The following is a 19,297-nucleotide window of genomic DNA, read 5'->3' on the forward strand; positions in this document are numbered from 1 at the left end:
ACACATACCAGGCATCGAACCGATCACGATACGCTGGGTTCCAGCCGGCGCCTGTCCCTGCCCTGCGATAGGGGTACACTGCCGGCCGTGAGCGTCCAGGCATTCCGCCGAACGCACCGCGGCAGTGCGCCGCGAGGCAACGACGAGGGTCGCGCCACCGGGCATGGCCCAGTTCACCCACCTCCGGCATGGCCGGGTGCAATCCAAGACGAGAAACCAAGATGAGCGACAAGGTTGTACATGTCGGCGACGCCGACTTTGATAGCGCAGTGCTGAATTCCAAGGAACCGGTGCTGGTCGATTTCTGGGCCGAGTGGTGTGGCCCGTGCAAGATGATCGCCCCGGCGCTGGACGAACTGGCCGATGCCTACCAGGGCCGCGCCAAGATCGCCAAGGTCAACGTCGACCACAATCGTGCGCTGGCCGCCAAGTACCACGTGCGTTCGATTCCGTACCTGGTCGTGTTCAAGGACGGCGAAAAGGTCGGCGAGCAGATCGGTGCGGTCGGCAAGGCCCAGCTGGCCGGCCTGCTGGACAAGGCCCTGGCCTGATCCTGTGGTTCCCCGGCAGCCGCCGCCCGCGGCTGCCGGCGGGCGCCACGCGCCCATGATGAATGCTGTTCCCGGCGACCCTTGCACGGCGCCGCTGGCCGATGATAGTGTCGGCACATCCGGCCGCGTTCGCGTGCCGCACCTTCTGGACGCAGTGTCTTCCAGACCCATTCCCAACGTTCGCCGCCCCAGCCGGGCGCTCGCACCTTCAAGCGAGGAATAACGCTCTTGTCCGATAACACTTCCGAAACCGGCAGCGCCGATGCGCCCGCCGAAAAGCGCGTGCGCAAGCCCCGCGTAGCCAAGGCTGCCGCTCCGGCCGCCGCCGAAACCAGCGCCGCGCCGGCGCAGCCGACCCTGCCGCTGGCCGCCGCGCCGGAAGCACCGGCGCCGGCAGCCCCTTCGCCGAGCGCGCCCGCCGCCGAGGCCCCTGCCAGCAGTGGCGGCGGCGAAGGTGGTGAGGGCCGCGAATCCGGCCAGCCGCGCCAGCAGAATCACCAGGGGGGTGGCCAGAACCAGGGCCAGAACCCGTACAACCAGAACGGCCAGCAGGGACAGGGACAGGGTCAGGGCAACCGCCGCGACCGCTTCCGCAACCGCCGCGACCGTGACCGCAACAACCGCTTCCGCGACGATGGCATGCCCAACGACGGCGGCGAGCAGCAGCCCTTCGTGCCGCGCCCGCATGCCAACGTGCCCGAGGGCTTCCCGGTCTACTCGCTGAGCGACCTCAAGCGCATGCCGGCGCAGAAGCTGCTGGAAATCGCCGAGCAGCTGCAGATCTCCGAAGGCGTCGCCCGCGCCCGCAAGCAGGACGTCATCTTTGCACTGCTGAAGGTGCTGACCCGCCACGGTGACGGCGTCGCCGCCGACGGCGTGCTGGAAATCCTGCCTGACGGCTTCGGCTTCCTGCGCGCGGCCGAAGCCAGCTACCTGGCCGGCCCGGACGACACCTACATCTCGCCCAGCCAGATCCGCCGCTTCAACCTGCGTACCGGCGACCACATCTCCGGCCGCATCCGCTTCCCGAAGGATGGCGAACGCTACTTCGCGCTGAACATCGTCGACACCATCAACGGTGAGCCGATCGAAGCATCGAAGAACAAGGTGCTGTTCGAGAACCTGACCGCCCTGTTCCCGCGTCGCCGCTTCACCCTGGAGCGTGGCAACGGTTCGTCGGAAGACATTACCGGCCGCATCCTCGACCTGATGGCACCGCAGGGCAAGGGCCAGCGCTCGCTCATCGTGTCCCAGCCGAAGGCGGGCAAGACGATGATGATGCAGCAGGTCGCCACGGCGATCACCACCAACCATCCGGACGTGCACCTGATCGTGCTGCTGATCGACGAGCGCCCGGAAGAAGTGACCGAAATGCAGCGCACCGTGCGCGGCGAAGTCATCAGTTCGACCTTCGACGAGCCGGCCGCGCGCCACGTGCAGGTGGCCGAAATGGTCATCGAGCGTGCCAAGCGCCTGGTCGAGCACAAGAAGGACGTGGTGATCCTGCTCGACTCGATCACCCGCCTGGCCCGCGCCTACAACAACGTGGTGCCGAGCTCGGGCAAGGTGCTGACCGGTGGTGTGGACGCCAACGCCCTGCACCGCCCGAAGCGCTTCTTCGGCGCCGCACGCAACGTGGAAGAAGGCGGCAGCCTGACCATCATCGCCACCGCGCTGGTCGACACCGGCTCGAAGATGGACGAGGTGATCTACGAAGAGTTCAAGGGCACCGGCAACAGCGAAGTGCACCTGAGCCGTCGTATCGCTGAGAAGCGCGTGTTCCCGGCCATCGACATCAACCGTTCGGGCACCCGCCGCGAAGACCTGCTGATCGAACCGGAACTGCTGCAGAAGATCTGGATCCTGCGCAAGCTGCTGCATCCGATGGATGAAATGGCCGCGATGGAATTCCTGCTGGACAAGATGAAGAACACCAAGTCCAACGACGAGTTCTTCGGTTCGATGAAGCGATAAGAGAAAAGCCCCGCATTGCGGGGCTTTTTTTTGCCGTCGGGATAGGCGGCATCCACGCATGGCGTGGATCTACCGGCCGCACCGGGCATCACCCGGCGCGGCCGCGCGGCTTACGGGCAGGCCACCGCACCCTCGGCATTGGCCGTGTTGGCGGTCAGCTTGACCTGGGTGAAGGCCGCGGCGAACGGCGTGTCGGCAGTCACCACGAACGGAGCTTCCACCGCACCCAGGGCCACGCCTTGCTTGGCAAAGCACGCCAGCGGCACGGTCACCGTCTGCTTCTGGCCGGGCGAGAGCTTGCCCAGCAACGGGGCGATATCCACCCCGCCCTCGCAGCCACTGCCGCACTGCATCGTCACCTTCACCGGCGAGACAGGGCGCTTCACCAGCTGCACATCGAACTGCAGCGCGCCGTTGCTGCGCGCCAGTGCGCCCAGGTTGCGGCGCGAGGTGCTGCGCGCGATCAGCTGCGCGGGGGCCAGCCAGGTCACCTCCTTGGCGTCCTGCTGGGTGTTCACCTGCACGGTGCGCACCTGCACCACCGGCTTGGCAGCCGGCCAGCGCAGCGTGGCGTTCAGATCATTGCCCAGCGGCTGCGTTGCGCCAGCGGCGGCCACGTGCAGGGCGAACGGCGGCGTGTCGGCGCGGTTGAAGATCGGCAGCACCGTCACTTCGCCGCAGCTGTCCGGACTGGCTTCGTCCAGACGCGCGACCTTGCCGCCCTTGGCGTAGCTCAGGCCATAACCCCGCGCGAACAGGGCCGGCTTCTTCGCATCGGGCTGGTCGATCGGCGCCGGGCATGGCACGCCCGGCCACGGGAAGCTGAGGCGGCCGCGGAAGTCGTGCGCGGGCTTGCCACCCTTGCCGGCCACCAGCACATCGGTGACACCCTTGCCTTCGGTGCCCGGCAGCCAGGCCGCAACGAACGCACTGGACAGGTTGAGCAGGTCGTTGGTGTACATCGGCCGACCGGACAGGTAGACCGTCACCATCGGCTTGCCGCTCGCTGCGGCGGCCTTCAGCACGGCCAGGTCCTGCGGGTAGGCGCGGCTGTGGCTGACCGTGTCCGAAGCAAGGATGTCGCCGTTGGTTTCCGCATACGGCGTTTCCCCGATCACCGCCAGCACCACGTCGAAGGTGTTCGGGTCGATGCCCTGGCCATCTGCGCTGAAGCCGACCTTGTCCGCGCCGAGTTCGGCGCGCAGCGCGCCCAGCACCGAATCGGCGTTGGGGAAGTCGGCGTTGCTGTTCTCGGTGCCCTGCCAGGTCAGCGACCAGCCGCCGGACTGGTCGCCGATGTTGTCGGCGCCCTTGCCGACCACCAGCACGCGCGCGTCGCGGCGCAAGGGCAGCGCGTGGCCTTCATTCTTCAGCAGTACCAGCGATTCGCGCACCGCGCGGCGCGCCAGATCGCGGTGCTGCACGGCCGTGGCATCACCGGCATAGCGGCTGTCGGACGGCTTGTGCTCGAACAGCCCGGCACGCAGCTTCACCCGCAGGATGCGCGTCACCGCATCGTCGATGCGCGCCATCGGGATCTCGCCCTTCTGCACCTGCGCGGTGGTGTTGTCGATGAAGGCCTTCCAGTCATCAGGCACCATCACCATGTCGATGCCGGCGTTGATGGCCTGCGCGCAGCTGTCGTTGCGGCAGCCCGGCACCTGGGCGATGCCGTTCCAGTCGGAGACGACGAAGCCGTCAAAGCCCATCCTGTCTTTCAGCGCATCGGTCAGCAGTGCCTTGCTGCCGTGCATCTTGCCGTAGTCGACACCACCCGCGCGGTCGTTCCAGCTGTTGAACGAGGCCATCACGGTCTGCGCACCTTCGGCCAGCGCGCCGTAATAGCCCTGCGCGTGGACGTTGATCATGGTGGCCTTGTCGACCAGCGCCTCACCCTGGTCCCGGCCGTTGTCGGTGGCACCGTCGCCCAGGTAGTGCTTGGCGGTGGTGACCACGTTGCCGTCATCCTTGAACGCCCCCTGCGCGCCCTTGACGTAGGCGTGGGCGAAGCTGCGGATCACCGCCGGGTCGGACGAATAGCTTTCGTAGGTGCGGCCCCAGCGCGGGTCGTGGGCCACAGCCAGGGTGGGCGCGAACACCCAGCCGATGCCGGTGGCACGCACCGAGCGTGCGGTCGCCTCGCCGATGCGCTCGATCAGTTCGGCATCACCGGCCGCGCCCAGGCCGATGTTGTGCGGGAACAGCGTGGCGCCCAGCACATTGTTGTGGCCATGCACGGCATCGGTACCCCAGATCACCGGCACCGGCGTCTTCGCATCCGTTGCCAGCGACGCCGCGTGGTAGGCATCGGCCAGCTTCAGCCAGGCCTGCACGCTGGCGTGCTTGTCCATGCCCGGCCAGGAGCCGCCGCCGTTGAGTACCGAGCCGATGTAGTACTGGCGTACCTGTTCCGGCGTGATCGTCTTGATCTCGGCCTGGGTCATCTGCCCGATCTTCTGCGCCAGCGTCATCTGCGAAAGGATCTGCTGCACGCGGCGTTCGATGCCGGCGTCGGTGGCGATCGCACTGTGCACGCGCGGCCAGTCCTGCAGGCGTTCGCCCTCGGCCTGCGCGGCACCGGCCGGTGCGGCAAGGGCGGCCAGCAGGCAGCTGGCAAGAAGGGTCTGGGTGGGGCGATTCACTGGGCTCTACCTCCGTGGATGAAGTTCCTGGCATGCGCGGCGGCGATGGCACGCCGGCATGGGTGCCTGCGCACCGCTCCTGACAGCGCTGTCATATAAGTCCGCTCACGTGCTGTCAATCGTTGTTCGTGCGCAATGCGGTGGTGGCCGCGCAACGACGGGCTCCGCCGCGCGCGTGGCGCACCGCGGTCACGCCCGGGTGCTGCATCGCGACAAGGAATCCGGACGTGCCAGCGGACCTCCTGTCGTGGCAACATCCGCCTGCTTCGGCAACATCGACCGGGCCAGCACGCTCTACCATCGCCGCGTGCCCGCCGCCTTCCAGGAGGATCCATCGCACCATGCGCAGTCGAATCGAGGATGTCGCCGCCGTCGCCGCGGTTTCGATCAAGACCGTGTCCCGCGTACTCAACCACGAGCCGAACGTGCGCGAGCAGACGCGCGAACGCGTGCTGGCGGCAGTGGCGCGGCTGGGCTACAAGCCCAACCTGTCGGCGCGCAGCCTGGCCGGCCAGCGCTCGTATGCACTGGCGCTGGTCTACAACAATCCTTCGCGCAACTACCTGATGGAAATCCAGAGCGGCATGCTGGAAGCCTGCCATGCGCAGCACTACAACCTGATCCTGGGGCCGGTCGGTACCGGCCGCCGCACCCTGCCCGACCTGGCCGCGCTGTTCGAGAACTCGCGCCCGGACGGCGTCGTGCTGATTCCACCCCTGACCGACGATGAGGTGGTGCTGTCCTACCTGGAAGAGCAGGACATTCCCTTCGCCTGCATCGCGCCACGCCACCCGGAAGGCCGCATCGGCGTGCGCATGGACGAAACCACCGCGGTGGTCGAACTGATCGGCCACCTGGTCGCGCAGGGCCATCGCCGCATCGGCCACATCAAGGGGCCCCGCGCACACGGTGCCTGCCAGTGGCGCCACGCCGGATATCGCCAGGCGCTGCGCGGCGCCGGTATCGCCTACGACCCGCAGCTGGTGGTCAACGGCCAGTTCTCGTTCGAGTCGGGCGTGGATGCCGCCAACATCCTGCTGGACCTGGACGATCCGCCAACGGCAATCTTCGCGGCCAACGATGACATGGCCGCGGCGGTATACCGCGTGGCCGGCGAACGTGGCCTGCGCGTCCCGCGCGATCTTTCGGTGTGCGGCTTCGACGATACCCCTATCGCCGGGCACATCTATCCGGCGCTGACCACGGTGCGCCAGCCGACCGCGCACATGGGCCGGCTGGCGACCGAGCAGTTGATCGAGCACATCCGCACCGAGACCGCAGGACGCATGATCACGGTCGAGCATGCGGTGCTGGATCGCGAGTCGACCACCGCGCCCCGGCGGCGCTGACGGCGGCGGAAACGGGCTCATGACGCCGGCAGCCGTGAGCCCTTCCACGCATAGAAGGCAATGTAGACGTAGCACAGCACCGGCAGCAGGAAGGACAGCTGCAGGCCATGGCGGTCGGCCAGCCAGCCCATCGCCAGCGGAATCACCGCGCCACCAACGATGGCCATCACCAGCAGGCTGGACGCCTTTCCGGTGAGTGCACCAAGGCGGGCGATGGCCAGGGCGAAGATGGTCGGGAACATGATGGAGTTGAACAGGCCGATGCTGACCACGGCCCACTTGGCCAGGCCGCCGCTGGCGGTGACCGTGATGCCCAGCAGGATCATCACCGCTACCGCGAACAGGCCCAGCAGATGGCGTGCGTCCAGCCGTGCCAGCAGCGCCGCCCCCACCAGGCGGCCGGCCAACGCGCCGCCCCAGTACAGCGAAACATAGCCGGTGGCCTCCTGCTCGGTCAGGCCCTGGCCGATGCCCGGCGAGGACAGGAAATTGACCAGCACGCTGCCGATGGACACCTCGGCCCCGACGTAGCAGAAGATGGCCAGCACGCCCAGGCGCACGTGGCGATGGCGCAGCACGTCCCATACGCGGCCTTCGCTGCTGGCGCGCCCCTCCACGCCAGGAATGGTGGGCAGGCGGAACATCCAGATCGCGACGGCCAGCAGCAACAGCGCCACTGCCAGGCCGAAGTACGGCAGCTGCACCGACTGCGCTTCGGCCGCGCGATAGGCCAGTGCTTCGGCCTGCGGCAGCAGGTCCAGCTCATCCTCGCTGCGTGGCTTCGCCGAGAGGATCAGCAGGCCGCCGAACAGCGGCGCCAGCGTGGTGCCCAGCGAGTTCATCGCCTGCGCCAGGGTCAGCCGGCTGGAGCTGGTGCGCTCGTCACCGAGCAGCGCGACATAGGGATTGGCCGCCACCTGCAGCACGGTGATGCCGGTGGCCAGCACGAACAGCGCCGCCAGGAACAGGCCGTACACATGCGCGGCAGCGGCCGGCCAGAACATCAGCGCGCCCACGCAGGCGATGGCCAGGCCGGCGACGATGCCGCGCTTGTAGCCGAGCGCCGCGACCAGCCGTCCGGCCGGCAGTGACATCAGGAAGTAGGCGCCGAAGAAGGTGAACTGGATCAGCATCGCCTGCACCCAGCTGAGCGCGAAGGCGGCCTTCAGGTGGGGAATGAGGATGTCGTTGAGGCAGGTGAGAAAGCCCCACATGAAGAAGATCGCGGTCACCACGGCCAACGCGCGGGTATTGCCCTGCACGTGTTGTCCGCTGACGGTCGTTGCTGTGTCCAAAGCCTGTCCTCCCGGTCAGTGTTTCAAGCCATCCATCGGTCATGCGCGGCACGCGAAGGCCAACTGGATTGTCCAGCGCTGTCAACACGCTGCACAGCCTCCCCGGCACGCCCCCGCACCGTCATCCGCGCAGTTTCGTTCTGCACCGCACAACGCTTTTCCGCATCCGGATTGGCAGCGCTGTCATACCTGAAAAACCGCTGCAAACGCCTTCAATAAAGGCAATTCGCAGATGCGAGCGGCTTCCTGGCAACGGTTACATCCCGACCTGCACGGTCGCTGGTCAGGCGCACTTGATGGCAGTTTGTTGACAACGCTGTCAACCGTCGCTCCAATCCGGCCACGTGCAGTAACCGCGATCAGAACAACGCAACAACACAACCGGATTCCCTGGGGAGGGAGCTTGCATGAAGACGTACAGGGCAGTACCTCGCAAGACGATGCTCACTTCCGCGCTGCTGGCAGCGCTGGCTGCACCGGCCTGGGCACAGGACGCACCCGCCGCCGGCCCGGCCGATCCGGCCACGCTGGATACCGTGCAGGTCACCGGTATCCGGGGCAGCCTGCAGTCTTCAATGAACCTCAAGCGCGACAGCCAGGGCGTGGTCGATGGCATCGTCGCCGAGGACATCGGCAAATTCCCGGATACCAACCTGGCCGAATCGCTGCAGCGCATCAGCGGCGTGTCGATCGACCGTACCTCCAGCGGCGAAGGCTCCAAGGTGACCGTGCGCGGCATCGGCCCGGACTACAACCTGGTGTTGTTGAACGGTCGCCAGATGCCCGCCTCCAACCTTGGCAACGGTGGTGGCGGCCTGAATGGCTCGCGCTCGTTCGATTTCGCCAACCTTGCCTCCGAATCGGTTTCGGCGGTGGAGGTGTACAAGACCAGCCGTGCCGACAACCCGGCTGGCGGTATCGGCGCCACCATCAACATCAGGACGATGCGCCCGCTGGAGTCGGAGCCGGTGATCAGCCTGGGCCTGAAGGCGGTCAATGATTCGTCCAACGACAACCTGCCGCGCACGCTGCAGGGCTCGAACATCACCGGCGAGCTGTCGGGCATCTTCAGCCAGCGCTACGCCGATGACCGCTTCGGCGTGACCCTCAGTGCCAGCCATCAGGAACGCGATTCGGGCTTCAACCAGGCCACGGTGGCCGAAGGCTGGGCGACGCTGTACGGCAACAACACCACCGACTGGCGCGCGCTGCCGCAGCCGGGCCAGGGCTATGCCGACCGCATCACCAACCGGCCCGGGCCCAACGATGTGTACGCACGCCCGCAGAACACCGCGTACAACGTCAACGGCGTGCAGCGCCAGCGCACCAATGCGCAGGCCACGTTCCAGTGGAAGCCGGCCGACAACGTGACGACCACGCTGGACTACACCTATGTCGAGAACAAGGTGCAGCAGCAACGCAGTGAACTGTCCGTGTGGTTCAACTACGGACCCGGCGACAGCACCTGGACCAACGGGCCGGTGGCCGCGCCGATCATCTACAGCGAGGACATGACCAATTCGGACGTGTCGATGGGCGGCGCCAAGCTGGCCACCAAGACCGGCATGCACTCGCTGGGCTTCAACGTGGACTGGGAAGTGAACGACGCGCTGGACCTCTCGTTCGATGCCCACAACTCCACCGCCGAATCGAAGCCGGACAGTCCGTATGGCTCGGCCGGCGTGCTGGGCGTGGCCGCCTTCGTGCGTGGCAAGACCACGGTGGACTACAGCGGCGACCTGCCGATCATCAACATCGCGCTGCCGCCCGGCGGCGTGCAGGCGTCCGATGCGCTGGTGACCGGTTCGGTGTTCCAGAACAGCTACAACAAGTCGAAAGTGCAGCAGTACCAGGGTCGCGGTACGTTCCGCTTTGCCGACTACTCGGCGCTGGACTTCGGCATCGGCCATGCCCAGGTGGAGAATCGTTCGGCGTCGGCGATCATGCAGCGCAATACCTGGGGTGGCCTGGGAACACCGTCCGACTACGCCGATGACATCTGGTATGCGGACAACATGGCCAAGTACTTCAAGGCGTTCTCCGGCCACAGTGATCCGCGCCTGACCGGCCAGTTCCTGGTCTTCGACTTCGACCGCCTGATCGATCGCGCCGCACAGGTCGGCAGCGCCTCCGATCCGGCCTGCCCCAGCTGCTACTACGCGCCCAGCCAGTATTCAGAGGACATCCGCACCACCGAGAAGACCCGCAGCGCCTACCTGCAGTACCGCACCAGCTTCGACTGGTCGATGCCGCTGCACGTGGCCGCCGGCGTGCGCTACGAGCGCACCGAAGTGGAATCCAACGCGATGGTACGCGTGCCCACCGGCATCAGCTGGGGCTCGGCCAACGAGCTGAACATCGTCTACGCGGCCGACAGCAGTTTCATCGGTGGCCGTGGCAAGTACGACTACATGCTGCCCAACGTCGACCTGAAGCTGGACCTGAGCGAATCGCTGGCGCTGCGCGGCAGCTACAGCCGCACGCTGGGCCGCCCCAGCTGGACCCAGATCCAGAGCGGCCAGTCGCTGGCCGACATCGTGCGCACCCAGGGCGGCACCGCCAGTCGTGGCAACCCGGGGCTGGAGCCGCTGATCTCGGACAACTTCGACCTGTCGCTGGAGTGGTACTACGGCGAGGCCAGCTATGCCTCGGTCGGCTTCTTCCGCAAGAACATCAAGAACTTCATCAGCGACACCATCGTGCGCGAGAACACCGGCACGCTGCACACCCCGGTGGGAGGTGCGTACTGGAACGAGGCACTGGCCTCCGGCTGCGGCACCACCGACATGCCCTGCATCCGCGACTACATCTTCACCAACCATGCCGGCGATCCGGGCGTGACCTACACCGGCACCAATTCGGCCGGGCAGAAGACCGGCACCATCACCGGCCTGCCGGGTGATCCGATCGCCGGCTTCGACGTCACCGTGCCCGCCAACCAGCACTCGGACCACCTCGATGGCTGGGAAGTGGCGGTACAGCACCTGTTCGGCCAGTCCGGCTTCGGCGTCGCGGCCAACTACACCAAGGTGAAGTCGGGGCTGACCTTCAACAACCTGAGCCTGGGTGACCAGTACCCGATGATCGGCCTGAGCGACTCGGCCAACGTTGTCGCCTTCTATGACAAGCACGCCTGGCAGATCCGTGCGGCCTACAACTGGCGCGACAAGTTCCTCAACGGCATCGGCGGCCAGGGTCCCAATCCGAACTACACCGCCGCCTACGGCCAGCTCGATCTGAACATCAGCTACGCGGTGAGCGAACAGCTGACCCTGAGCCTGGAAGCGATCAACCTCACCGACGAGACCATGCGCACGTACTCGCGCCATACCAACATGCTGCGCTACGCGACCCAGACCGGCCCACGCTACATGTTCGGCGTGCGCTACAAGTTCTGACCGGCCACGGTATCGTGGAGCCGGGCGCAGGCCCGGCTCCACACACCCCACCGGATATCCGCGCATGCTGCCGCCTCTCCGCCCCATCGATGAAATACATGGCCTGGACCCGGCACAGCTGCACCAGCAGCTGCCGGGATGGACCACGCCGAAGGTGATCCGCGGGCTGGTCTCGCATTGGCCGCTGGTGGCCGCCGCACGCACCTCCGATGCCGCTGCAGTCGCTCATCTGGCCAGCTTCGATCCCGGCCGGATGCCGGTGACCGCCACCACCGCAGCGCCCGAAGCACAGGGGCGGTTGTTCTACAACGAGGACATGAGCGGCTTCAACTTCCGCCGCGAACAGGTGCCGCTGAAGGTCGTGCTGGCCACGCTGCTGAAGTACGCACGCGACCCGTCGCCGCCGTCGATCTACGTCGCCTCGACCACGCTGGACAGCTTCCTGCCCGGCCTGGCCGAAGCGAATCCGCTGCAGCTGGGCGTGGCCGACCCGCTGACCAGCATCTGGATCGGCAATCGCTCGCGCATCGCCGCCCACCAGGATGTACCGGACAACCTTGCCTGCGTGGCTGCGGGGCGTCGCCGGGTCACCCTGTTCGCCCCCGACCAGGTGCGCAATCTTTATGTCGGCCCGCTGGATCTGACCCCGGCCGGCCAGGCGATCAGCCTGGTTGACTTCCACGCACCGGATTTCGAGCGCTTCCCACGCTTCCGCGAGGCGCTGGCGCAGGCGCAGGTGGCAGAACTGGCGCCGGGCGATGCCGTCTTCATTCCTTCGCTCTGGTGGCACCACATGGAAGGACTGGACGCGTTCAACGTGCTGATCAACAGCTGGTGGCGCCCGGTGCCGGCCTGGATGGATTCGCCGATGAACGCACTGATGCTGGCGATCCTGGCGGTGCGCGACCTTCCCGAACCCCAGCGCGCGCACTGGCGCGCGATGTTCGATCACTACGTGTTCGACGCCGATACGGCGACCAGCGCACAAATTCCTGCGCATGCGCGTGGCGTGCTGGCCCCGCTGCACGCCGACGGCGCCGCGCAGATACGGCAGATCCTGCGCCAGCGACTGCAACGGTGAATCCCGTGGCGGGCGCGTGCTTCACCCGCGCCCGGCCCTTTTGTGGCGATAATGCAGCCCCGCCTCCGCCGGTACCTGACCGCGCCGAGCGCCCTCTGCCCTCGTTTGCCCCGCATGCGCCTGATTTCGCCCCGCCTCAACCTGGGCAAGCTGATCCTCGCCCTGGCCCTGCTCAGCGCCATCATCGCGCTGGCCAATACCCTGCTGGCCAGCTACCGGGTGCAGCGCGACCAGCTGGTCGGCAATACCCTGGAAGCCAACCGCGTCTATGCCACCAAGCTGGCCGAGACCACCCAGAACTTCCTGCTGGCCGCACAGCAGGAGCTTGCCTATGCGGCCACCCGGCTCGGCCAGGACGATCTGGATCCGCAGCGGGCGCAGGATGAGGCCAGCCGCCTGCAGCTGCAGACCAACAGCTTCAACTCCTCGCTGGTGGTGGATGCCGATGGCCTGGTGATCGCCACTTCGCCGCAGACCCTGCAACTGCAGGGTGAGGTGCTGCACAGCGTCGGCAACAACGCGGCACTGGCGGCACGCCAGCCGATGATCAGCGATCCGTACCAATCGGCCACCGGCAAGCTGCTGGTATCGCTGTCGCACCCGATCTTCAACCGCCAGGGCCACTACCGCGGCTACGTCAGCGGGACCCTGTACCTGCGCCAGCGCAGCGCACTGCATACGCTGCTGGGCAAGCACTACTACCGCGACGGTTCCTACCTGTACGTGGTCGACCGTCATGGTCGCCTGCTCTATCACGCCGATGGCAAGCGGGTCGGTGACTACGTGGTCGGCAATCCGGCGGTGAAGGCGGTGGTGCGTGGCGAGCGCGGCGCCCAGCAGGTGCGCAACAACCTGGGCGTGTCGATGCTGGCCGGGTATGCACCGGTACCGGCGACCGGCTGGGGCATCATCGCCCAGCGTCCGACCGAGGCCACCCTGCAACCGCTGTCGCGGTTGATGACCGCAGTGATCTGGAACGCGATTCCGCTCGGCCTGCTGTCGCTGCTGGTCACCTGGTGGTTCGCCCGCCGCATTTCGATGCCGCTGTGGCAGCTGGCGCGCAACGTGCAGGGCGGCGAAGATACCGGCAATGCGATCAACCATGTCAGCGGCATCCGTGCGTGGTACTTCGAGGTCGCGCAGCTGAAACACGCGGTGCTACACAGCTTCAACGCACTGCAGGACCGGATCGGCACGCTCAACCGGGCCAGCCGCACCGACCCGCTGACCGGCCTGCTCAATCGTCGTGGCCTGCAGCAGGCCCTGGATGCGCTGCAGGTGCAGGGCATCCCGTTCGCGATCCTGGCGCTGGACATCGATCGCTTCAAATCGATCAACGATGCCCACGGCCACGACGTCGGCGACGCCGCCATCGTCCATATCGCCGATCAGATGCGCCGCTATTCGCGCGACAGCGACATCCTCTGCCGCGCCGGCGGCGAGGAATTCCTGCTGCTGTTGCCGGGCATCAACGCCGAGCCGGCACGCCAGGCCGGCGAACGCCTGCGCCAGCATATCGCCGACCACCCGTTCGAGCCGGTGGGCACCATCACCGTGTCACTGGGCGTGGCCCATTTCCCGAGCTTCCATGTCGATGCCGAGCAGGCGTTGCGGCTGGCCGACAAGGCGCTGTACATGGCCAAGGAACAGGGCCGCAACCGGGTCGTGGTCTACCCCTACGCCGACTGATGCGGAGCCGGCCCGGCCAGCTCCGCCATCCTGCTCAGCCCTGTTCCAGCGGGGTCAGCAGGCGCACGCCGCGCCGGGCGCCATCCACCATGTAGACGCCGCCCTCCTGCAGCAGGTCACTACCGGCCTGCTCGATCGGGTCCGCCCTGCGCCACGGCACGGCCTGCCGCGGCCCCGGAATGAAGACGCGCCAGCGCCCCAGACGCTCCGGCCCGGCATTGCGATCATTGTTCAGGGCGAAGTTCACCGGCACGCGTACCGTCCAGCTGTCCCGGGTGCTGTCCTCGCCAGTGGTCGGCGGGGTGAAGGTCCATTTGCGGGCGCTGCTGACGCTGGCCTTGGCCAGGCTGTCGCGCATCTTGGCCAGGGTTCGCTCGGGCCCGATCACGGCCATGTTGACCTGCTCGGCAACGACATCGGCCACCGTACCGTCGCGGGCCACCTTGACCATCAGCACCACCTCGCCCTGGCCACCGTTCCGATAGACCTCTTCCGGGTAACGCGGCGGCGTCATGCGCCGGTCAGTCACCGAGTCGGTCGCCTTCGGATCGTATTCGCTGAAGTTGACGCTGGTCATGCTGACTTCGTAACCGCCATCTGCCATCGACTTGCCGCGCAGGCGCACGTGCAGCGGAGCACGCGTCGCCACCGCCTTGCCATCACGCAGCGTCGGCTCGAAGCGCCAACCTGCAATGGTGCCCTCGACGAAGGATGCGATGCTCGGAGACAGCATCGACTTCTGGTCCAGTACCAGCGTGCTGACCGAACCATCGGCAGTGATCTCGATATGGCCGGAAAGCACCATGCTCATTTCCGCCGTGGCGCGCACGGCGCGTGCGGTCTGTGCACTGGCATCGCCGGCCAGCAAGGGGGCGCCGCAGCCTACGGCCAGCGCGAGGGCGAGAAACAGGGGGGAACGCATCATTGCCTGGTCCTTGGTGATGAATACCGAGCGTACCCCAGTCGGCGCCGCCACGGCAGCCCGTTCACGCCAGCCGGTGGGCGCCCGCGTACGGCGGGGTGTCGGGGTAGTCACCACGCGCGAACCGCTCCTGCAGCTGCTGCCACCACTGCGGATCGAACAAGTGCCGGAAATGCTCGCGCACCGCGGCCAGTTCAGCGGCTGGCAGGCCCATGAACGGGCCGAAGCGCTCAGGGAAGACATCGCGCGGGCCTACATGGAACCACGGCTCATCGGCCATTGCCTCTTCCGGGCTGCGCGGTTGCGGCCAGGCGCGGAACACGCAGTCGCTGACCAGGCACAGCTCGTCATAGTCGTAGAACACGGCACGCCCATGCCGCGACACACCGAAATTCTTCGGCAGCATGTCACCGGGAAAAATGTTGTTGCGCGCCATGTCGGTGATGGCCTGCGCATAGTCGAGCACCGCCGCCCGCACCGCCTCCCCACCCTGCTCGCGCAGGTACAGATTCAACGGACGGAAGCGACGCTGCACATAGCACAGCGCGACTTCCACCTGGTCGCCATCGACGCGAACGCTCTGCGCGCACTGCTGCAGCAGCTCGTCCAGCAGCGCCGGCGCGAAGCGGTCACGCGGGAAGCGCAGATGGCGATACGGCTGTGCGTCGAGCAGGCGGCCGACACGGTCGAGGTTGAACACCAGCGCGTACTTCTCTTCCACCTGCTGCCGCGACATTGCCTTGGGCCAGGCAAAGCGGTCGCGGATCAGCTTGAACACCAGCGGATAGCTGGGCAGGGTGAACACCGCCATGACCATGCCCGGCGTGCCTTCGGCAGGCACCAGCCGCTCCTGCGGATGCTCGTTGAAGTGGCGGAAGAAGGTGCGGTAGCGCTCGGTCTTGCCCTGCTTGGCGCGGCCCAGCACGGTGTAGATCTCGTCGATCGGCTTGCCCGGCAGCAGGCTGCGCAGGAACACCACCGCATCCCCCACCGTGGCAAGGTCGGCCTGGAAGTAGCTGCGCGACACGCCGAACAGGTGGGCGACATCGCGGCGCCGGGTCAGCACGGCATCGGCGCGCAGCCCGCGCTCATCGTTGACCAGGGCGATCACGCACGGCGAGAAGCGATGCTCGCCGAACACGCGGCCGACCAGATAGGCGCGGCGCTCGCGATAGAACACGGTGTCGAGCAGCTCGATGCTGCGTACCGGCGTGTCACCCCAATGGGCCAGATCGTCCTGCAGGCGCACTGCGATCGCCGCCGCGCAGCGCAACTGGTGGGCATAGGGAATGTCGAAGCGGTAGTCGGCCAGCACCCGCTGCAGCGCCTCCACCGGCCGCGTGGGCGAGACCGCGTAGGTATGCCGTGCGACCGGATGGGTGATGGCATCGGAAGGTTCAACGTCGAAGGCGATGAACTCCAGCGCCGGGTCCACGCCACGGGTAGCGAACAGGCGCCGCGACAAGGTGTTGTAGAAGGTCTTGTACAGCTCGGCATCGATCAGCCCCTGCAGCAGGGCGCTGTAGCGCGCGTGCACCTGCAGCCACAGCGCGCGCGCGCCGATCGCCTCACCGGCGAGGCGGCGCAGGGCATCCATCTGCTCGGCGATGCACAGGTCGTACAGGGCGATGCGCTCGACGGCATCCTGGCGGGCGCCGGCCCAGTCGCGCTGCTCGAAGCGCTGCCGCGCACGCGCGGTGATCGCCGCGAAGCGGGCGTGATACTGCTCGAAACCATCACGGATGGCGCCCGCAATGCGCGACGCCAGCTCGGCGGCGATGTCAGGCTCGGACATGCAGGGCTCACCGGAGAGGACCGGCTTCACCATACGCTGGCGTGTGTGGCGCCGTCGAGCGCGCAGGTAGTGCCGGCCGCTGGCCGGCAGCCCCTGGACGTCCGGTGGATCCATGCAGATGCCGGCCAGCGGCCGGCACTACCGGCTCAGATTGCCAGTTCGGTCTCCACGTCCTGCACCTTGCGCCGCGCCAGTGCCAGGTTGGACTTGGTGCGGTCCAGCACGATGTAGAAGAACAGCCCCTTCTTCTTCGCCACCGGACGCATGATGTGGTACGCCTTGCCCAGCGAGATCAGGATGTCCTCGATGGTGTCGTTGAGGTTCAGCGACGCGGCAGTCTTCATCTTGGCGCGGATCACTTCGGTGTTGCCGGCCGCGGCCACTTCCATGTCCATGCCGGCACCGGCTTCGCCCAGCAGCATGCCGCTTTCATAATCGACCAGCGCCACCGCCTGTGCGCCATCGATGCCCATCAGTGCGTTCAACGATTCAGTCAATCCAGCCACGTCGTATCCCCTTGTCAGTGTTGGTTCGAGCCCCTTGTTCCCCTGCGGCCGGGCTCACGATCCGCTGAGTTCGGCCAGGATCGCCTGGCCACATTCCCTGCTCTGCCACAGCACCTGGCCGATCACGCTGCGCTGGTCGCAGGCTGCCATCAGCAGCAGCGGCGCGCGCCGTTCGGCCTGGATCGCCAGCATCAGCACCTTGCCCCCCGCGGCTTCCAGCATCAGCGTCTGCAGATCGCCCAGCACCAGCTCGCGCCCCACCGCCGCGGCCAGCGCCAGCATCGCGCTGGTCATCGCCGCCAACCGTTCGCCGCGACCGTCAGCACCGGCGCTGACCAGCGCGAAACCATCCACGCTGGCCAGCACGACCGTGCGCACACCTTCGACCCGCTGCTGCAGGTCGTGCAGCAGCGGTTGCAGGCGCTCGCGCTGACCGGCATCGGGCAGGACCGCCACCTGCCCGTCAGCCATGCGCGGCCACCAGTGCATGCGCTTCCATTTCGCCCATCAACACATCCATCAGCAGCAGTCCCTGCTCGCGGTCGCGGGCATCGACCGCCAGCAGCGGCAGTGGCTGGTCGTCGAGGCAGGCACGCGTGGCCCAGTCATCCAGCGCGGCATGGGGCGCCTGATCGAGATGGGTGACCGCCACCACCAGCGCCAGCGCCGATGCAAACGGCCGCAGCACCTGCAGGTAGTCCTGCAGCTCGGCGGCCATGCCGGCGCGACGCGCATCCAGCAGCAACACCGCACCGCGCGCACCCTGCAGCAGGATCGGCCACAGGAAGTCGAAGCGCTGCTGGCCCGGGGTGCCGTACAGGCGCAGCCGTTCGCCGTTGGGCAGGTCGATGTCGGCGTAGTCCAGCGCGACGGTGGTGGAGGCCTTGTCGGCGCCAAGGCGATCACTGTTGGCCACATCCGTATCGATCACCGCGCCGGCCGCGATGCTGCGCACCAGGGTCGACTTGCCACTGCCCATCCCGCCCAGCACCACCACCTTGTGCTCACGCATTGCGCTCGCTCCCGCGCAGGTGCCGCCACAGGCGGGCGAGCAGGCCGTGATCGGCACCCACGCTGCGCGCCGTCGCTACCGACGACGTCGGTGCGGCCTGCAGCTGCGCATAGCCACACAGATAGGCCGCATGGATGAAGTCGCGCACCGCCGCCGCCGGCAGTTCCAGCAGCATCGCGCACTCGTCCACCGTGCAGGCCCGCTTGAGCAGCAGCGAGCACAGGCGGAAGCCATCGTGATCGTGGCCCAGCACGCGGAAATCGGGCCAGCGCAGCAGCTTCACCGAAGCACCGCGCAGGCGCTCGTCCAGCGCCTGCCAGTGACGACTGCGCTGCGCCCACTGCCACAGCAACGGCCGCAGTGGCTGGCGTGCACGGTCGCCGGCCAACGCCTGCAGTCGTGCCGGTGTCAGCGCATCCAGCTGCAGTCGCTCGAAGGCGTCGGCCAGGCGCTCTACCAGTGCGGCGGAAGGCTCCTGCAGCAGCACCGCCTGGTCATGCTCCAGATCCATCAGCAGCAACGGCTCGCCCGCATCACTCAACAGGGCCTGGCCCTGGCGCAGCGGCAGCCGTTCGCGCAGCAGTCGGGTGATGGCATGCGCACCATCGGCCAAGCGGATCGGAGCGGGTGCGTGCATGGCCAGGGGCTCCACGGCCACCTGCATGCCGCGCAAGGCGCGGGCGATGGCACCGTCATCCAGTACGTCCTGATGGCCATCGCCATCACGCAGCTGGCCTCCCAGGTCCTCGATCCAGCAGTGCAGTCGCGGGCGTTGCTGGCGCATGCGCTGGGCCGCATTGCGCAGCGCCGGGGTATCACGGATGACCAGCAGGTCGCAGTCGTCCAGGTCCTGGCTGCGCCGCACCTGCCCATCGGGCAGTGCAGAGGCCAGGCGCAGCCGTTGCAGCAGGGCCTGCTCGCCCTGGATATCGGTTCCCACTACCAGCACGCGTGCCATCGGTGTTCCCCGTGCGACCACCTCCCCGGTGGCCTCGCGTCGCCAAGGCTAGGGCATCGCCTGCGGCGACCGTCGTGATCGATTGCTCAGATTGGAAGTGATCGCGAACGCAGCCATTTCCTTTC

At 67.2% G+C, this 19,297-nt stretch carries 14 protein-coding genes; 6 read left to right on the forward strand and 8 right to left on the reverse strand.

What is annotated here, in order from left to right:
* The first annotated feature begins 221 nt into the window (after positions 1-221).
* Both trxA and rho read left to right on the forward strand, forming a co-directional pair.
* Positions 222-551 (forward strand): thioredoxin, encoded by a 330-nt coding sequence (trxA, locus tag K5L94_RS20080; RefSeq protein WP_005411275.1) that lies wholly within the window; start codon positions 222-224, stop codon positions 549-551.
* A 228-nt stretch (positions 552-779) separates the two neighbouring features.
* Positions 780-2,525: a transcription termination factor Rho gene (gene rho / locus K5L94_RS20085; RefSeq protein WP_053450968.1), complete on the forward strand. Its 1,746-nt coding sequence runs from the start codon at positions 780-782 to the stop codon at positions 2,523-2,525.
* Positions 2,526-2,635: 110 nt separating this feature from the next.
* Here rho and K5L94_RS20090 read toward each other — a convergent pair whose 3' ends face one another.
* Positions 2,636-5,167 (reverse strand): glycoside hydrolase family 3 protein, encoded by a 2,532-nt coding sequence (locus K5L94_RS20090; protein ID WP_274511236.1) that lies wholly within the window; start codon positions 5,165-5,167, stop codon positions 2,636-2,638.
* 341 nt (positions 5,168-5,508) lie between these two features.
* Between K5L94_RS20090 and K5L94_RS20095 the strand changes: the two genes are divergently transcribed.
* Entirely contained in the window at positions 5,509-6,516 is a 1,008-nt protein-coding gene (locus tag K5L94_RS20095) for a LacI family DNA-binding transcriptional regulator (RefSeq protein ID WP_274511237.1), read from the forward strand.
* Positions 6,517-6,533: 17 nt separating this feature from the next.
* Here K5L94_RS20095 and K5L94_RS20100 read toward each other — a convergent pair whose 3' ends face one another.
* Positions 6,534-7,730: a sugar MFS transporter gene (locus tag K5L94_RS20100; protein WP_274512644.1), complete on the reverse strand. Its 1,197-nt coding sequence runs from the start codon at positions 7,728-7,730 to the stop codon at positions 6,534-6,536.
* A 488-nt stretch (positions 7,731-8,218) separates the two neighbouring features.
* Here K5L94_RS20100 and K5L94_RS20105 point away from each other — a divergent pair, with 488 nt between their 5' ends.
* From K5L94_RS20105 to K5L94_RS20115, 3 genes are all read left to right on the forward strand, one after another.
* Positions 8,219-11,209: a TonB-dependent receptor gene (locus tag K5L94_RS20105; RefSeq protein ID WP_164086862.1), complete on the forward strand. Its 2,991-nt coding sequence runs from the start codon at positions 8,219-8,221 to the stop codon at positions 11,207-11,209.
* A gap of 64 nt (positions 11,210-11,273) precedes the next feature.
* A complete protein-coding gene (locus K5L94_RS20110; RefSeq protein WP_274511238.1) occupies positions 11,274-12,290 on the forward strand; it encodes a cupin-like domain-containing protein in 1,017 nt (338 codons plus the stop codon).
* Between the two features lie 114 nt (positions 12,291-12,404).
* Positions 12,405-13,979, forward strand: a complete 1,575-nt coding sequence (locus K5L94_RS20115; RefSeq protein ID WP_008265935.1) for a sensor domain-containing diguanylate cyclase — start codon at positions 12,405-12,407, stop codon at positions 13,977-13,979.
* Between the two features lie 34 nt (positions 13,980-14,013).
* Here the strand turns inward: K5L94_RS20115 and K5L94_RS20120 are convergent, their stop codons facing one another.
* From K5L94_RS20120 to K5L94_RS20145, 6 genes are all read right to left on the reverse strand, one after another.
* Positions 14,014-14,904, reverse strand: coding sequence for an energy transducer TonB (locus tag K5L94_RS20120; RefSeq protein WP_053450973.1), 891 nt, complete (start codon positions 14,902-14,904; stop codon positions 14,014-14,016).
* A 61-nt stretch (positions 14,905-14,965) separates the two neighbouring features.
* A complete protein-coding gene (gene aceK / locus K5L94_RS20125; protein WP_274511239.1) occupies positions 14,966-16,696 on the reverse strand; it encodes a bifunctional isocitrate dehydrogenase kinase/phosphatase in 1,731 nt (576 codons plus the stop codon).
* A 146-nt stretch (positions 16,697-16,842) separates the two neighbouring features.
* Entirely contained in the window at positions 16,843-17,202 is a 360-nt protein-coding gene (locus K5L94_RS20130) for a hypothetical protein (protein WP_274511240.1), read from the reverse strand.
* 54 nt (positions 17,203-17,256) lie between these two features.
* Entirely contained in the window at positions 17,257-17,673 is a 417-nt protein-coding gene (locus tag K5L94_RS20135) for a roadblock/LC7 domain-containing protein (protein ID WP_274511241.1), read from the reverse strand.
* The gene (locus tag K5L94_RS20140) at positions 17,666-18,214 is read right to left on the reverse strand and encodes a GTP-binding protein (RefSeq protein WP_274511242.1); all 549 of its coding nucleotides are present in this window, start codon (positions 18,212-18,214) and stop codon (positions 17,666-17,668) included. The genes K5L94_RS20135 and K5L94_RS20140 overlap by 8 nt, the downstream gene beginning before the upstream one ends.
* Positions 18,207-19,172, reverse strand: a complete 966-nt coding sequence (locus tag K5L94_RS20145; RefSeq protein ID WP_274511243.1) for a hypothetical protein — start codon at positions 19,170-19,172, stop codon at positions 18,207-18,209. The genes K5L94_RS20140 and K5L94_RS20145 overlap by 8 nt, the downstream gene beginning before the upstream one ends.
* Positions 19,173-19,297: the final 125 nt, after the last annotated feature.

The sequence above is a fragment of the Stenotrophomonas forensis genome (assembly GCF_028752115.1).
GTDB lineage: Bacteria > Pseudomonadota > Gammaproteobacteria > Xanthomonadales > Xanthomonadaceae > Stenotrophomonas > Stenotrophomonas forensis.

Excerpts from the sequence above, each read along its gene's own strand:
- trxA (WP_005411275.1), top strand. The coding sequence starts at position 222 with ATGAGCGACAAGGTTGTACATGTCGGCGACGCCGACTTTGATAGCGCA.
- K5L94_RS20095 (WP_274511237.1), top strand. The coding sequence starts at position 5,509 with ATGCGCAGTCGAATCGAGGATGTCGCCGCCGTCGCCGCGGTTTCGATC.
- K5L94_RS20100 (WP_274512644.1), bottom strand. The coding sequence starts at position 7,730 with ATGTGGGGCTTTCTCACCTGCCTCAACGACATCCTCATTCCCCACCTG.
- K5L94_RS20105 (WP_164086862.1), top strand. The coding sequence starts at position 8,219 with ATGAAGACGTACAGGGCAGTACCTCGCAAGACGATGCTCACTTCCGCG.
- K5L94_RS20110 (WP_274511238.1), top strand. The coding sequence starts at position 11,274 with ATGCTGCCGCCTCTCCGCCCCATCGATGAAATACATGGCCTGGACCCG.
- K5L94_RS20115 (WP_008265935.1), top strand. The coding sequence starts at position 12,405 with ATGCGCCTGATTTCGCCCCGCCTCAACCTGGGCAAGCTGATCCTCGCC.
- K5L94_RS20120 (WP_053450973.1), bottom strand. The coding sequence starts at position 14,904 with ATGATGCGTTCCCCCCTGTTTCTCGCCCTCGCGCTGGCCGTAGGCTGC.
- aceK (WP_274511239.1), bottom strand. The coding sequence starts at position 16,696 with ATGTCCGAGCCTGACATCGCCGCCGAGCTGGCGTCGCGCATTGCGGGC.
- K5L94_RS20135 (WP_274511241.1), bottom strand. The coding sequence starts at position 17,673 with ATGGCTGACGGGCAGGTGGCGGTCCTGCCCGATGCCGGTCAGCGCGAG.
- K5L94_RS20140 (WP_274511242.1), bottom strand. The coding sequence starts at position 18,214 with ATGCGTGAGCACAAGGTGGTGGTGCTGGGCGGGATGGGCAGTGGCAAG.
- K5L94_RS20145 (WP_274511243.1), bottom strand. The coding sequence starts at position 19,172 with ATGGCACGCGTGCTGGTAGTGGGAACCGATATCCAGGGCGAGCAGGCC.